Source organism: Streptosporangium pseudovulgare (assembly GCF_014648055.1).
GTDB classification, from domain to species: domain Bacteria; phylum Actinomycetota; class Actinomycetes; order Streptosporangiales; family Streptosporangiaceae; genus Streptosporangium; species Streptosporangium pseudovulgare.
This window is the reverse complement of the sequence record NZ_BMQJ01000002.1, coordinates 117564-131483: the sequence shown is the minus strand read 5'-3', so window position 1 is coordinate 131483 and position 13920 is coordinate 117564. Positions and strand designations below refer to the sequence as shown.

General features: G+C 75.4%; 9 protein-coding genes. 6 read left to right on the top strand and 3 right to left on the bottom strand.

Annotated features, from left to right (window positions below):
• Positions 1-122: 122 nt before the first annotated feature.
• Positions 123-1307: a VWA domain-containing protein gene (locus IEZ10_RS04470; RefSeq protein ID WP_189245685.1), complete on the top strand. Its 1185-nt coding sequence runs from the start codon at positions 123-125 to the stop codon at positions 1305-1307.
• A 180-nt stretch (positions 1308-1487) separates the two neighbouring features.
• Complete coding sequence (locus tag IEZ10_RS04465; RefSeq protein ID WP_229810952.1) at positions 1488-2840, top strand: MFS transporter; 1353 nt, start codon at positions 1488-1490, stop codon at positions 2838-2840.
• 34 nt (positions 2841-2874) lie between these two features.
• On the opposite strand, the gene IEZ10_RS04460 is transcribed toward IEZ10_RS04465, so the two are convergent.
• Complete coding sequence (locus tag IEZ10_RS04460) at positions 2875-3759, bottom strand: RNA-guided endonuclease InsQ/TnpB family protein (RefSeq protein WP_189245182.1); 885 nt, start codon at positions 3757-3759, stop codon at positions 2875-2877.
• 186 nt (positions 3760-3945) lie between these two features.
• On the opposite strand from IEZ10_RS04460, the gene IEZ10_RS04455 reads away from it, so the two are divergent.
• On the top strand, positions 3946-4959 hold the full coding sequence (locus IEZ10_RS04455; protein WP_189245181.1) for an enolase C-terminal domain-like protein: 1014 nt from the start codon (positions 3946-3948) through the stop codon (positions 4957-4959).
• Positions 4960-5097: 138 nt separating this feature from the next.
• Here the strand turns inward: IEZ10_RS04455 and IEZ10_RS04450 are convergent, their stop codons facing one another.
• Positions 5098-5697: an ElyC/SanA/YdcF family protein gene (locus IEZ10_RS04450; protein ID WP_189245180.1), complete on the bottom strand. Its 600-nt coding sequence runs from the start codon at positions 5695-5697 to the stop codon at positions 5098-5100.
• 262 nt (positions 5698-5959) lie between these two features.
• On the opposite strand from IEZ10_RS04450, the gene IEZ10_RS04445 reads away from it, so the two are divergent.
• The gene (locus IEZ10_RS04445; protein ID WP_229810950.1) at positions 5960-6979 is read left to right on the top strand and encodes an alpha/beta hydrolase; all 1020 of its coding nucleotides are present in this window, start codon (positions 5960-5962) and stop codon (positions 6977-6979) included.
• A 76-nt stretch (positions 6980-7055) separates the two neighbouring features.
• Here the strand turns inward: IEZ10_RS04445 and IEZ10_RS04440 are convergent, their stop codons facing one another.
• Positions 7056-8570, bottom strand: a complete 1515-nt coding sequence (locus tag IEZ10_RS04440; RefSeq protein WP_229810949.1) for an alpha/beta hydrolase family protein — start codon at positions 8568-8570, stop codon at positions 7056-7058.
• Between the two features lie 153 nt (positions 8571-8723).
• Here IEZ10_RS04440 and IEZ10_RS04435 point away from each other — a divergent pair, with 153 nt between their 5' ends.
• Positions 8724-9851, top strand: a complete 1128-nt coding sequence (locus IEZ10_RS04435; RefSeq protein WP_189245179.1) for an exonuclease SbcCD subunit D — start codon at positions 8724-8726, stop codon at positions 9849-9851.
• A complete protein-coding gene (locus IEZ10_RS04430) occupies positions 9852-13916 on the top strand; it encodes an AAA family ATPase (RefSeq protein WP_189245178.1) in 4065 nt (1354 codons plus the stop codon).
• Positions 13917-13920: the final 4 nt, after the last annotated feature.

Here is a 13920-nt window from a genome sequence, read left to right as displayed (position 1 = left end):
CCCGAGACCCCTCCGGGAGGGCCCCGGTGACCGCACCCGAGACGAACGGAGACCCGGTGACCGCTCCCGCGACCGACCCGGCCGCTCCCGCGACCGACCCGGCCGTGACCACGGCGACCGCGGTGACCGCGGAGGACGCCGATCCGGCGGCCGACGAGAGGCTGCGCCGCTGGCGGCTCGTGCTCGGCGGGGACGCCGACGGCACCGGGTGCGCGCTGTCCGGCGCCGACGCCCGGATGGACGGCGCCCTGGCCGCTCTTTACAACCGCGACGGCGGCGAGGGCCAGGGGGAGCGGAGCGGCGGCCTGGGCGCCTCGGCGCCCAGGGTGGCGCGCTGGCTGGGCGACATCCGCTCCTACTTCCCCTCGACCGTCGTCCAGGTCATGCAGAAGGACGCCGTCGAGCGGCTGAACCTCACCCGGCTGCTGCTGGAGCCGGAGATGCTGGAGGCCGTCGAGCCGGACATGCACCTGGTCGGCACCCTCCTGTCGCTGAACCGGGTGATGCCCGAGCGGGCGCGCGAGTCGGCCCGGGCGGTGGTCCGCAAGGTCGTCGCGGAGCTGGAACGGCGGCTCACCCAGAAGACCCGGGCGGTCGTCACCGGGGCGCTGGACCGCTCGGCGCGGACCCACCGCCCCAGGCGGGTCGCCGACATCGACTGGGACCGTACGATCCGGGCGAATCTCAAGAACTACCTGCCCGAGCGCGGCACCGTGGTGCCCTCCAGACTGGTCGGGTACGGCAGGCGGCAGCGCGCCGTCCAGCGCGAGGTCGTGCTGTGCATCGACCAGAGCGGGTCGATGGCGGCCTCCGTCGTCTACTCCAGCGTCTTCGGCGCGGTCCTCGCCTCGATGCGTTCGCTGAGGACGTCGCTGGTGGTCTTCGACACCTCGGTCGTCGACCTCACCGACCAGCTCCACGACCCGGTGGAGCTGCTGTTCGGCACCCAGCTCGGCGGCGGCACCGACATCAACCGCGCCATCGCCTACGGCCAGGGTCTCATCACCCGGCCCACCGACTCCATCTTCATCCTGATCAGCGACCTGTACGAGGGCGGCGTGCGGGAGGAGATGCTGCGCCGGGTCGCGCAGATGACGGCGGCCGGGGTCCAGGTGATCGTGCTGCTCGCGCTGTCGGACGAGGGCGCGCCCTTCTACGACCGCGACAACGCCGCCGCGCTGGCCGCGCTGGGCGTTCCCGCGTTCGCCTGCACCCCCGACGCCTTCCCCGGACTGATGGCCGCCGCGATCGAGCGGCGCGACATCGGCGGGTGGGCCGAGCGGGAGCTGGGCCGCGCGGCCACCTGACCACCGGCGGGGACGGGCACGGCGGCCCCGTCCCCGCCGGGCGCCTCGCACCGCCTTCGCGCCGCGGAACCCGGTCTCAGGCCACGGCCGGTCCCGGCCCGCGGACAGGGCCGGACCTAGGACCAAGGTCCGGCCGTACGGCCGACGCCGCGCGCGGATGCCCGCCGTAATCTCCCTTTCGTGACTTCTGCAACGACCGCCGTACCGGCGGAGGGAATCTTCGCCAGACGCCACCGCGCCCTGACCGTGGGCCTGGTGGCGATCATCACCCTTGTCGCGTTCGAGTACCTGGCGGTGGCGACCGCCATGCCGGTCGTGGCGGACGAGCTGCACGGGCAGGGGCTGTACGCGCTGGCGTTCAGCGGGGCGCTGGCCGCCGGGGTGGTCGCCACGGTGCTGGGCGGGCGGTGGAGCGACGTCTCCGGGCCGGTCGCGCCGCTGTGGACCGGCGTGGCGACCTTCGTCGTGGGGCTGGTGGTGGCCGGGGCCGCGCCGACGATGGACGTGTTCATCGCCGGCCGGTTCGTCCAGGGGTTCGGCGGCGGTGTCTTCCAGGTCTCGATGTACGTGCTGGTCTCCCGGGTCTACCCGGCGGAGCTGCACCCCCGGGTGTTCTCCGTCTTCGCCACCGCCTGGGTGGTGCCGTCCATGGTCGGCCCGGCCGTCGCCGGATTCGTCGTGGAGAGCGCCGGCTGGCGCTGGATCTTCGCCGGCGTGGCCGTGCTCGTCCTCCCGGCCGCGCTGCTGCTCCTGCGGGGCCTGACCACCACGCCGATGTCGGAGCGGCCGCCGCGGGGGGAGCGGACCCCGATCGGGCGGCGCCTCGGCTGGGCGATGCTGGCGGCGGCCGGCGCGGCGCTCATGCAGTACGGCGGCGCGGCCCGCGGCGCCGGACTGCTCCTGCTCCTCGTGGGCCTGGCGCTGCTGGCCGGATCGCTGCCCCGGCTGCTGCCCACCGGCGCGCTGCGAGCCGCCCGCGGCCTGCCCGCGGTGGTCGGGCTGCGCGGGATCGCGGCGGGCGCGGTCATGGGCGGCGAGGCGTTCCTGCCGCTGATGCTCAACCAGCAGCGCGGCCTGACGCTCACCATGGCCGGTCTCACGCTGACCGGCGGCGCGCTGAGCTGGTCGTTCGGCTCGTGGCTGGTGGGACGCAAGCGGATGGACCGGGTGCTCGTCCTGCGGTCCGGCATGGTGCTCATCACCGTGGGCCTCGCGCTGATGGCCGTCACCGTCTTCACGGCGGTCCCGGTCGCCGTCGCGTTCCTCGCCGAGATCATCGCGGGCCTCGGCATCGGGATCGTGTACCCGACGCTGTCGGTGCTGGTCCTGGAGCTGTCACGGCCGGGGGAGGAGGGGGAGAACAGCGCGTCGATGGGCGTGGCGGAGTCGGTCTACACCGTCGTCTCGATCGCGGTCGCCGGCGCGGTGCAGGCCGTCCTCGGCGCCGCGGCCCTCACCTACGTGCTCTGCTTCGCCCTCGTCGCCCTGATGGCGGCGGCCGGGGCACTCGTCGCGGGCAGGGTCAGAACTTGACTGCTCCCCTCCCTGAAGGGAGGGGATTCCCGGCTCAGGCCGCCTGACGGGCCGGCGGCCCGTCAGGTCTTACGCCCTCGACGCCGACCGGGTCCAGACCAGCCCGGAGAAGCATCACGCGGGCGGAGTTCTTGTCCCTGGGACAGGAGACTCCGCACGCGGTGCAGGTGTAGGTGCGTTCCGACAGCGGCAGGGCGTGCTTGGTTCTCGCTCCGCAGCCTGCGCAGTCCATGGTGGTGTGCGCGGGATTGACCAGATGAACGATGCGGCCGTGTTTGCGGGCCATCTCGATCAGGGCGTTCTTGGTGGCGCCGATCGCGCCGTCGGCGGCCTTGCGCGCCATCGTGGAGCGTGCCAGGAACTTCGGCGTGAAGTCCTCCACCGCCAGGACGTCGTGGTCGCGCACGACCTTCTTGGCCCACTTGCGGGCGGCGTCGGCGCGCTGCCGGGCGACCTTCCTGTGGGCCTTGGCGGCTTGGCGGGCGGCCTTACGGTAGCCGGTGGAGGCGGGCCTGCCCTTCGGCGGCCTGCGGCGAGCCATCATCTTCTGATACCGCGCCAGCTTCGCCGCCGCCGCCCGCCCGTACTGAGGGTGCGGCAGGTCATGGGCGTCGCTGGTGGTGGTGGCGGCGATGTCTTTGACGCCCCAGTCGATGCCGATCGCCCGGCCGGTGGCAGGCAGCTCCTCGACACGCGCGGGCACGACGAAGGAGGGGTAGAGGTGGCCGACGGGGTCGCGGTGGATCCGCACGCTGGACGGTTCGGCGGGCAGGTCCCGCGACCACACCACCGTCACCGCGATGCCCCCGGCCAGGTGCAGGCGGCCCTCCTTGAGCCGGAAACCCCGCCGGGTGTAGTTCAGCGTCGGGGCGGCGAGGTGCTTCTTCTTGAACTTCGGCATGCCCGCCCGCCGCCGCATCGGCAGCCGGTCTGCGCTACGCGGGAGGCTGGATTCCTCCCCGGCCTGAAGGCCGGGGAGGAATCCGATTTCTCGGCGACTACCGTTGAAGCGTGGGAAGAACGCCGCTCTCCTCCGTGTTGAGACGGAGTCCCGCCTTCGGGCGGGATTCGTGTCTCAGCGCCTCGGGGAGATCAGGGGGAGTGCATGCCGCGGGTACGTGAGCTCGAAGTGTTCCGGGTGGTCCTGCCGTACGGCAGGCGGCCCGAGAGCCTCATGGTCCGGCTCACCGACTACGGGGGCATGACCGGATGGGGCGAGGTCGTCGATCCCGACGCCAAGACGTGGGCGGCGATGGAGGAGGGGCTCAGCAGGGCGCTGATCGGCGTCGACTGGGAGCACCCCGACGAGCTGGGCGTGGTCCCCGGGGGCTCCGCCTCCGACATGGCCTGCTGGGACCTGTGGGCCCGGATGCGCGGCGTGCCGCTGGCCCACGCGCTGGGCGGCAACCGCACCTACCTGACCGCGACCGTCCGGATCGCCGCCGAACGCGACCTGGACAGCCTGGTCGCCCGGGTGAACCGCCACGTCTGCGCGGGGTACACCCACGTCACCCTGGACGTCCATCCCGGCTGGGACATCGAGCCGCTGCGCGCCGTCCGCCAGGCGTACCCGGCGCTGGGCATCGGCGTCGACGCCCACGGCGCCTACACCGACGTCGGCGCGCTGGAGGCGCTGGACGGCTACACGCTCTCCGCCATCGAGCGCCCCTTCACCGGGCCGGCCGGCTTCGCCGACCACGCCGACCTGCAGGAGCGCGTCGCCGCGCCGGTCCTGCTGGAGGTCCCCTCGGTGGCCGGGCTGTGCGAGGCGATCGCCGCCGGGGCCGGGCGGGCGCTGCTGCTGCGCCCCGCGGCGATGGGGTCGCTGCGTGAGGTGCGCCGGGCCCACGACCACGCCGTCGCCGCGGGCTGGGAGATCTCCTGCGCCGGCGGGCAGGGCGGCGGGCTCGCGCGGGCGGCCACGGTCGCCGCGGCCAGTCTGCCGGGCTGCGACCTGCCGTGCGACGTGGCCGAGCCGCCGCGCAGCGCCCAGATCGTGACGCCGCCGGTCGGCGCCTCCGGCGGGGTGGTGGCGGTGCCGCTCACCCAGCCGGGCCTGGGCCACAACGTCGACGAGTCCCGCGTCCGCCGCCTGGCCAAGGAGTCGTACGCGGCCTGACGGGCGACCGGGGGAGGAGCGAGCGGACCCATGATCCGCGGGCCGATCGAACGTGGGCTCAAGAACCACCGTTCGTGACGCCGACGCGACAGCGGCCCTCAAGAACCACCATTAGTGCGCCGGCGCGACAGCGGCCGCCTACGGCGAGACCTTCCGTTCGTCGGCCTTGAGACCCCGAAGCGTCCAGAGTCCGTACAGAGCCAGCAGCGGCTTGACGACCATCCACTCGCCAGGGCGGTAGTCATCCGCACGCACGAGCCTCCTGGCCAGATCAGGGCGCCGTCGCCGTAAGTACGCGCGGGCCTTGAGCGCGTGAGCCGGCTGAGAGGCGATCTTGATGCGGTCGACGTCCTCAAGCAGTGGGATCACGTTCGCGATGTTCTCCCATGTCGTCGCGCTTCGGTCCTCAAGGAGCACTGTGCCGTCGAACTTGAGCACCGACTTCGCGTAGTCGGCCATCAGCCGGGCCTCCGCGGCGGCGCCGCCGGCCGCACCGCCGCTGAAGATCACGCGAGTGCCATGCGGGCGGCCGGCGGCGATGGAGCGAATGCCGGCGCGGACCCGCCAGCGGTTGACGAAGTTCGCCGTCGCCTGGGGGTTCCGGTAGCCCAGCACGACCACGGCCTCGGAATCGCCCTCACCGCTTCCCACGAGAGCCCGAGACCAGCGCCAGTTCAACCACTCGCCCCAGATCAGGGCCGCGGCCCCGGCCATCGCCAGTCCTGTCCTTCGTCGCATGCGGCGACTCTAGGGCACCCCGGCTTCGGGCAGCGGAGGCACGAGCCGCACCGCGAACGACGCATCCTGTCAGGACCTCCTGCCGATCGCCCGCGGCCGGAAGCCCCCGCCGGGACGCCTCCACGGCACGGCACAGGACAGACGCATCGCCGTGTGAGCCTCTGGTACTCGCCGGGCGATGGCAGGAGATCGGCTCATGGTCCGTGGGCGGCCGTCCCGCCGATCGTCCTGAAGCGGATCGTCCTGAAATAGGATGCCGCCCATGTCCTCCCCCGAGACCGAGCACGGCGCCGCCGCCCCCGAACCCCTCTCCGGGGACCGGACCGATGGGGGTGCCGGCCCCATGACCGACGTCCTCGGCCCCGGCTACGAGCTCACCGTCCTGCCCATGGCCGACGACGACGAGGGGGAGGTCGTCGCCACGCTGGTGCGTCGCCGCGCCGCCGCACCGGCGCGCGGCGCCGTGCTGTACGTCCACGGGTTCACCGACTACTTCTTCCAGACCCACCTGGCCGAGCACTTCGCCGCCAAGGGGCTCGACTTCTACGCCCTCGACCTGCGCAAGTACGGCCGCTCGCTGCTGCCGCACCAGACCCGCGGGTTCGTGCGCAGCGTCACCGAGTACTTCCCGGAGATCGACGAGGCGGTCCGGCTCGTCCGCGAGCGGGACGGCCACCGCACGGTCGTCCTCAACGCCCACTCCACCGGCGGCCTGGTGACCGCGCTCTGGGCCGACCGGGTCCGCGGCCGCGGCCTCGTCCAGGGACTGATGCTGAACAGCCCCTTCCTCGACCTCAACGTCCCCGCCCCGCTGCGGATCGCGGCCGACCTGCTGAGGGGGCCGATGGCGAGGATGCCGCGGCACGCCGTACTGCCCCTCGGCGCCGCCACCGCCTACGGCACCAGCCTGCACCGCGACCACCACGGCGAGTGGGACTTCGACCTGGAGTGGAAGCCGATCGGCGGTTTCCCGGTGCACGCGGCCTGGCTGGCCGCGATCCGCCGGGCCCAGCGGCGCCTGCACGCCGGACTGCGGGTGGACGTCCCTGTCCTGGTGCTCTGCGCCGCCAGGGGACTGCGGCTGCGCGACTTCGCGCCGGAGGCCCAGGCCGCCGACGTCGTGCTCGACCCGGAGCAGATCGCCCACTGGGCGACCAGGATCGGGCACCACGTGACGTGCGTGCGGGTGGCCGGCGGCGTGCACGACCTCGCGCTGTCGGCCGAGCCGGTCCGCAGGCAGGTGTTCACCGAGATGGACCGCTGGCTCACCTGCTACGTCTGACCGGCGGACCCGCCCGGCCGCTCTCACGAGTCCGCCGGACCCGCCCGCCCGTACGGCGCGCCGCCCCGGCCGGCCGCTACCAGGGGAAGGCGAACAGGCTGTAGTAGGCGCCGGCCACCAGCAGCACTCCGGTGCCGCCCAGCACCCCCGCCATCGCCACACGCTGCGCGCGGCTCGGCCGCCAGCCCTGCCCGATCCCGGAGGCGACCGCCGCGACGGCGGTGATCTCCTGCACCAGCATGAGCACCGCGAGGATCCGGATGACGAGCCAGCCGGAGAGCACCGCCGGCCACGCTCCCGCCTGGTTGACCGAGAACAGCACCAGCAGCGTGATGAACGCCGCCACCGCGGCCAGCAGCCCCGCGCCGGTCCACGCCATCCGGCGCAGCCGGCGGCGGATCGGCGGCCACACCAGCGCGCAGGTCTCGGCGTGCGGCCGCCGGCCGCGCAGCCGCACCACCATCTCCGCCACCGGCCCGGCGACGTACCCGGCGAGGGTCAGGCAGAGCACGAACGTCACGACCGCGCCCCCGGCGTACCAGGGGGCGCTGGGCGGGTCGCTGGCCTCGAACCGCTGGACGGGGGTGGCGCCGGCGACGTGCACGGCCGGCCGAGCGGTGCCGGGCAGGCCGTTGACCCAGTTCGCCAGGGTCGGCAGGTAGGCCCGGACGAACGGGCCGCCGTGGATCCGCATCCCGTGGTCGGCGCCGTCCAGGTATCGGATCGTGTAGTCGGCGTTGCCGCCCGCGGCGAGCGCGTCGGTGAGCGCCCGGCTGCTCTCCACGAACGGGATCGACGGGTCGCGCGTGCCGTACAGGGCGAGGACCGGCTGACGGACCCGGCGCAGCACGGGCGCCCCGTCGTAGCGCAGGAAGTTCATGTGGACCGCGCTCATCGCCCTGATGATGAGGTCGCGTACCCCGCCGGGCGCGTGCAGCCGGTCGAGCTGCTCGCCCATCGCCCATGTGACCTGCCGCAGCGGTGAGACGTTGGGCGCCGACACCAGCACGGCGAAGGCGACGTCGTCGCTCCTGGCCGCCGCGATCGGGACCACCCAGCTGCCCTCGCTCACCCCCCACAGGCCCGTCCGGGCCGGATCGACGTCGGGGCGCTCGCGCAGCCGGGACAGCATGCGCAGCGCGTCGTCGGCGAGCAGGTCGAAGTCGCGGTCGCGGAAGTCGTAGCCGGCCGTGCGCTTGTCGTAGGCCAGCGTGACGATCCCCGCCCTGGCCAGCCACTCGGCCTGGGTGGCGAACTCCCCGCGCAGGCCGGGACCGGCCCCCTGGACGAACACCATGGCCGGGTGCCGGCCGGGTGTCAGGGGCGCCCGCACGGTGGCCTCCAGGGTCACGTCCCCGACGTCGACGGTGATGTCCCGCGTGGTGATCGGGGTGGTCGCGGACACCGGCCGCAGCTCGGCCGTGGGCTGGGCGGGCAGCGACCGGAAGACGGGCCCGGCGCTCAGCGGCGCGGGGTCGAACGGCGGTGGCAGGACATAGCCCACCAGCGCGAGAATGATCATGGATACGCCCGCGGCGGCGCCCACCGCGCCCCGGCCAACCCGCATGCCGACCCGCTTCCCGATCGTCACCCGCCTCGCGGGAGAACCCCACGGCCGGTACGCGACCGGTACGGTCTCCCTGATCATCCAGAGTACCCAGCCCCGTGCCCGCAGGACATGGGGCGTTTCCCATGTGACGCAAGAAGCCACATTTGCCGCCGTGGCCTGTTAGCTTCAGGTGACATGCGCCTGCTGCACACCTCGGACTGGCACCTGGGCCGTTCGTTCCACCGCGAGAGCCTCCTGGCCGCCCAGGGGGTCTTCGTCGACCACCTGATCGAGACGGTCCGGTCCGAGAAGGTGGACGTGGTCGTGGTCTCCGGTGACGTCTACGACCGCGCGCTGCCCTCGGTCGACGCGGTGCGGCTGTGCGACGAGGCGCTGCGGCGGCTGGCAGCCGAGGGCGTCCGCACGGTGCTGATCAGCGGCAACCACGACTCCGCGCGCCGCCTCGGGTTCGGCGCCGGCCTGATGGACGCCGCCGGGGTCCACCTGCGCACCGACCCCGACTGGGCCGGCGAGCCCGTGGTGATCGACGACGTGGCGTTCTACGGCATCCCGTACCTGGAGCCGGAGCTGGTGCGCGGCCCGTGGGAGCTGCCCGAGCGCACCCACACCGCGGCGCTCGGGCACGCCATGTCCCTGGTCCGCGCCGACCTGGCGCGCCGGGGCGGCCGGTCGGTCGTCCTGGCCCACGCCTTCGTGACCGGCGGCCGGGCCAGCGACAGCGAGCGCGACATCAGCGTCGGCGGCGTCGCCCACGTCCCGGTCTCGGCCTTCGACGGCGTCGACTACGTCGCGCTGGGCCACCTGCACGGCCGCCAGCGGATGAGCGAGACCGTGCGCTACTCCGGTTCCCCGATCGCCTACTCCTTCTCCGAGGAGGGCCAGGTCAAGGGCTCCTGGCTGGTGGACCTGGCGCCCGGCGGCGAGGTGAGCGCCGAGTTCGCCGAGGCGCCGGTGCCCCGCCCGGTCGGCACGCTCAGGGGCCGCCTCGACGACCTGCTCACCGCGGCCGAGCACGCCCGCCACGAGGACCACTGGCTCCACGTGACGCTCACCGACCCGATCCGGCCGAAGGGCGCCATGGAACGGCTCCGGGCCCGCTTCGAGCACACCCTGGCGCTCTCCTTCGAACCGGAGGGCGGCGTCCGCGAGACCGTGGCGCGGCCGCGGCTGGCCGGCCGCCCCGAGATCGAAGTGGCGCTCGACTTCGTCCGCGAGGTGCGCGGCGAGGCCGCCGACGATCAGGAGACCCGGTTGCTCCAGGAGGCCGTCGAGGCCTGCCGTGTCAAGGAGGCGATGGCGTAGATGCGCCCGCACCGTCTGTGGATCAGTGCCTTCGGCTCCTTCCCCGGTGAGGAGGAGATCGACTTCGACGCCCTCACCGAAGCCGGGCTGTTCCTGATCCAGGGCCCCACCGGCGCGGGCAAGACCACGGTGCTGGACGCGCTCTGCTACGCCCTGTACGGCAGGGTGCCGGGCAGGCGCGACAGCGCCAAGAGCCTGCGCTGCGACCACGCCCCGCCCGGCCGGGGACCGAGCGTCGCCCTGGAGGTCACCCTCCGGGGGCGGCGGCTGAAGATCACCCGCTCGCCCGCCTGGCAGCGCCCCAAGAAGAAGGGCGTCGGCACCACGCGCGAGAACGAGAAGGCCGTGCTGCAGGAGCTCCTCCCCTCGGGGGAGTGGCTCGGGCTGACCACCCGGGTCGACGAGGCCGGGGAGCTGATCGGCAACCTGCTGGGCATGAACGCCGACCAGTTCTTCCAGGTGGCGATGCTGCCCCAGGGCGACTTCGCCCGGTTCCTGCGCGCCGACGGGGAGGACCGCCGCCGGGTCCTGGAGCGCCTGTTCTCCGTACGGCTCTACGCCGCCGCCGAGACCTGGCTGGCCGAACGGCGGACCGAGGCCCACCGCGAGCAGCAGACGCTGCGCAGGGAGGTCGACTTCGCCGTCCAGCGCCTGGAGGAGGCCGCGGGCCCGGCCCTCCTCGCCGCCCTGGCCGCCGGCTCCGAGGCGTCCGGGACGCCCGCCACCGCCGGGGATGCGGCGAGCGGAGACGCCTCCGCCGGGGATGCGGCGAGCGGAGACGCCTCCGCCGAGCACACACCGGAAGCCGGGGACGCCGGGGACGCCGGGCGCACCGCCGCCGTCCCCGCCCCGGCTCCGGACCCCGAGGACGACCCGCGGGGCTGGGCCGCGGCCCTGGAGACGCTCGCCGCGCGGGAGGCCGCCCGGGCGGGCCTGGCCCGCGCCGACAGCGAGGCGGCGGTACGGCGGGCCCGCGCGGAGCTGGAGCGGGGCATGGCCCTGGCCGACCGGCGGCGGCGCCACGCTGACGCGCTGGCGCGCGGCCACGCCCTGGAGGAGACCGCCGAGGAGCGGGCCGACCTGGAGATCATCCTCGCGGAGGCGGCCCGCGCCGACCGGGTGCTGCCCCTCCTGCAGGCCGTCGAGCAGCGCGCCGAGGCCGCCGGCAAGGCCCATGACATGGCCGCCGACGCCCTCGCCCGCGCCCTGCCCCTGCTCGGCGTCTCCGGCGACGCCGCGGCCGCAGCGAACGCCAGGGCCGCCGCGGGCGACGAGAACGCCGCGGCCGCCGCGATCACCGTGGCCGGTGCGACCGGTGCGATCGCCGCCGGCGGTGCGGACGCCGTGGACGTCGCGATCGCCGCCGACGTCACCCCCGACCGCCTGGCCGGCCTGGAAGGCGACCGCCGCGCCGAGATCAGCCGGCTGGCGGAGCTGCGCGCCGAGGAGGCGCGCCTGGCGCGGATCCGCGAGGAGCGCGAGCGCGCCGACGCCGAGATCACCGCCCTGGGCGCGGCCCAGGCCGAGACCGACGCCCGCCTCGCGGTCCTGCCCGGCCTGCGCGAGGACGCCGAGGCCCGCTTGGTCGCGGTCCGCCTCGACGCGGCGCGCGTCCCGGCCGCCGAGGCCGTCCGGCAGACCGCCGCCGCCCGCCTGACGGCGGCCGAGCACCGCGACCGCCTCGCCGCCGAGCTGGCGGAGGCCCGCCGGGACGTCACCGCCCGGCTCGCCGCCCTCCCGGACGCCCTCCGCCCGGCCGCGGACCCCGCCGGGCCGCGCGAGGCGCTCGCCGCCCGCGAGCGCGAGCGCGGCGAGGAACTGGCCGCCCTGGAGGGTCTGCGAGCCGACGAGGAGCACCTCGCCCAGCTGGAGGGCCTGCTGGCCGGCCTGGACGCCGAGCTGGCCGGCGCCGAGGCGCGGGAGGCCGCGCTCCAGGAGGCCCAGCGGGACCTCCCCGTCGCGCTGGACGACGTGACCGCCCGGCTGACCGAGGTCAGATCGCGGGTGGCCCGGGTGCCCGCCGCGCGGGCCGTCGTGGACGCCGCCGCCGCCCGGCTCGACGCCGCCCGCCGCCGCGACGGGCTCCGCGCGGAGCTGGCCGAGGCCCGTACGGCCCTGGCCGGGGCCACCGACCACGCGCAGCGGCTCCGCGACCGTCACCTCGACCTCCGCCAGGCCCGGATCGACGGCATGGCGGCCGAACTGGCGGCCAAGCTCCGACCCGGCGAGCCCTGCGCCGTCTGCGGCTCGCCCGACCATCCCGCCCCGGCCGCGCCCGCCGCCGAGGCCCCCACCGCCGAGGACGAACGCGCCGCACAGAGCGCCTACGACGCCGCGGCCGAACGGCGGCGGGCCGCCGAGGTCGCCGTCACCGCCCTGGACTCCCGGCTCGGCGAGGCCCTCGCCGCCGCCGGGGACCTCACGGTGACCGCCGCAGAGGAGGCCCTCGGCGAGGCCCGCCGCGAGCTGGCGGACCTGTCCGCCGCGGCCGGGACCGAGGCCGCGCTCGCCGCGGAGGCCGGCCGCCTCGCGGCCGAGTTGGACGACACGCGGCGGCGGGCCGCCGAGGCCGCCCGCGCGCTGGCCGAGGGCGGCGCCCGCCGGTCCGGCTGGCGGGCCGAGCACGACCGGCTGACCGCCCGGCTGGACGACGCCCGCGGCGCCGACCCCACGGTCCAGGACCGCCGCGACCGGCTCGCCGGGGAGGCCGCGCTGCTGGCCGCCGCGCTCGCCGCCGCCGTCCGTGCCGCCGACGTCGAGGCCGCCCACCGCGACGCGTGCTCCGCCGCCGACCTGACCGTGGCGGACGCCGCGGCCGGGCTGGAGGAGGCCGAGCGGGCCCTGGCCGGGCTGCGGGGGTCCGCGGCGGCCGAACCGGCGCTGGCCGAGGAGGCCGGCCGGACCGCGGCCGAGCTGGAGGCGGCGCGGGAGCGTTCGCGTGAGCTGGCGGTCACCCTGGCCGCCCGCCGTACGCACGCCGACAAGCTCACCGCCGAGGCGGAGCGGCTGGCCGCGCGCCTCGACGAGGCCCGCGGCGACGACCCGAGCCTGACCCACCGGCTGGACCGGCTGGCCGACGAGGCGGAGCTGCTCAGGGAGGCGGCCGAGGCCGCCAGGGAGGAGCGGGTCACCGCCGCCGAGCTGGAGGCGGCGCGGACCCGCGCCCTGGCCGCCGTCGCCGAGGCGGGCTTCCGATGCGTCGACGACGCCCGTTCGGCGGTCCGCCCGCCCGCGGAGCAGGAGGAGAAGGCCGCGCGGCTGCGCGAGCTCGACGAGGAGCGCGCCGCCGTCACCGCCATGCTGGCCGACCCGGAGCTGATCGCCGCCGCCGCGGAGCCCGAGCCCGACCTCGACGGGCTGCGGCGGGACCACGACGCCGCAGACGAGGCCCACGCCGGCCTGCGCTCCGCCCTGCACGGCGCCGAGGCCCGCCGGGAGCGGCTGGCCGTGCTCCGCGCCGAGCTGGAGGGATGCCTGGACCGCTGGCTGCCCGCCGCCGAACGGCACCGCCTGACCGAGCGGATGGCCGCCCTCACCGGCGGCAACTCCACCGACAACCGGTGGAACATGCGGCTGTCGTCCTACGTCCTCGGCGAGCGGCTGCGCCAGGTGGTCGCGGCGGCCAACGAACGGCTCGACCACATGTCCGGCGGGCGTTACCTGCTGGAGCACAACCTCGGCCGCTCCGCCGGGGACCGCAGCAGATCCGGCGGCGGGCTGGGCCTGCGGATCCTGGACGGCTGGACCGGCGTGGACCGCGATCCGGCGACGCTGTCCGGCGGGGAGAGCTTCATCACCTCGCTGGCGCTCGCGCTGGGCCTGGCCGACGTGGTGACCGCCGAGGCCGGCGGAGTGGAGATCGGCACGCTCTTCGTCGACGAGGGCTTCGGCACGCTCGACGAGGACACCCTCGACGGCGTCCTCGACATCCTCGACGGCCTGCGCGACGGCGGCCGGGCCGTGGGCATCGTCAGCCACGTCGCCGAGCTGCGCACCCGCGTCCCGGCGCAGCTGCGAGTCCGCAAGGAACGCCGCGGCTCCACCCTCTCTGTGGCCGGCGTCTGACCCC

Excerpts from the sequence above, each read along its gene's own strand:
- IEZ10_RS04455 (WP_189245181.1), top strand. The coding sequence starts at position 3,946 with ATGCCGCGGGTACGTGAGCTCGAAGTGTTCCGGGTGGTCCTGCCGTAC.
- IEZ10_RS04430 (WP_189245178.1), top strand. The coding sequence starts at position 9,852 with ATGCGCCCGCACCGTCTGTGGATCAGTGCCTTCGGCTCCTTCCCCGGT.
- IEZ10_RS04435 (WP_189245179.1), top strand. The coding sequence starts at position 8,724 with ATGCGCCTGCTGCACACCTCGGACTGGCACCTGGGCCGTTCGTTCCAC.
- IEZ10_RS04450 (WP_189245180.1), bottom strand. The coding sequence starts at position 5,697 with ATGCGACGAAGGACAGGACTGGCGATGGCCGGGGCCGCGGCCCTGATC.
- IEZ10_RS04445 (WP_229810950.1), top strand. The coding sequence starts at position 5,960 with ATGTCCTCCCCCGAGACCGAGCACGGCGCCGCCGCCCCCGAACCCCTC.
- IEZ10_RS04460 (WP_189245182.1), bottom strand. The coding sequence starts at position 3,759 with ATGCGGCGGCGGGCGGGCATGCCGAAGTTCAAGAAGAAGCACCTCGCC.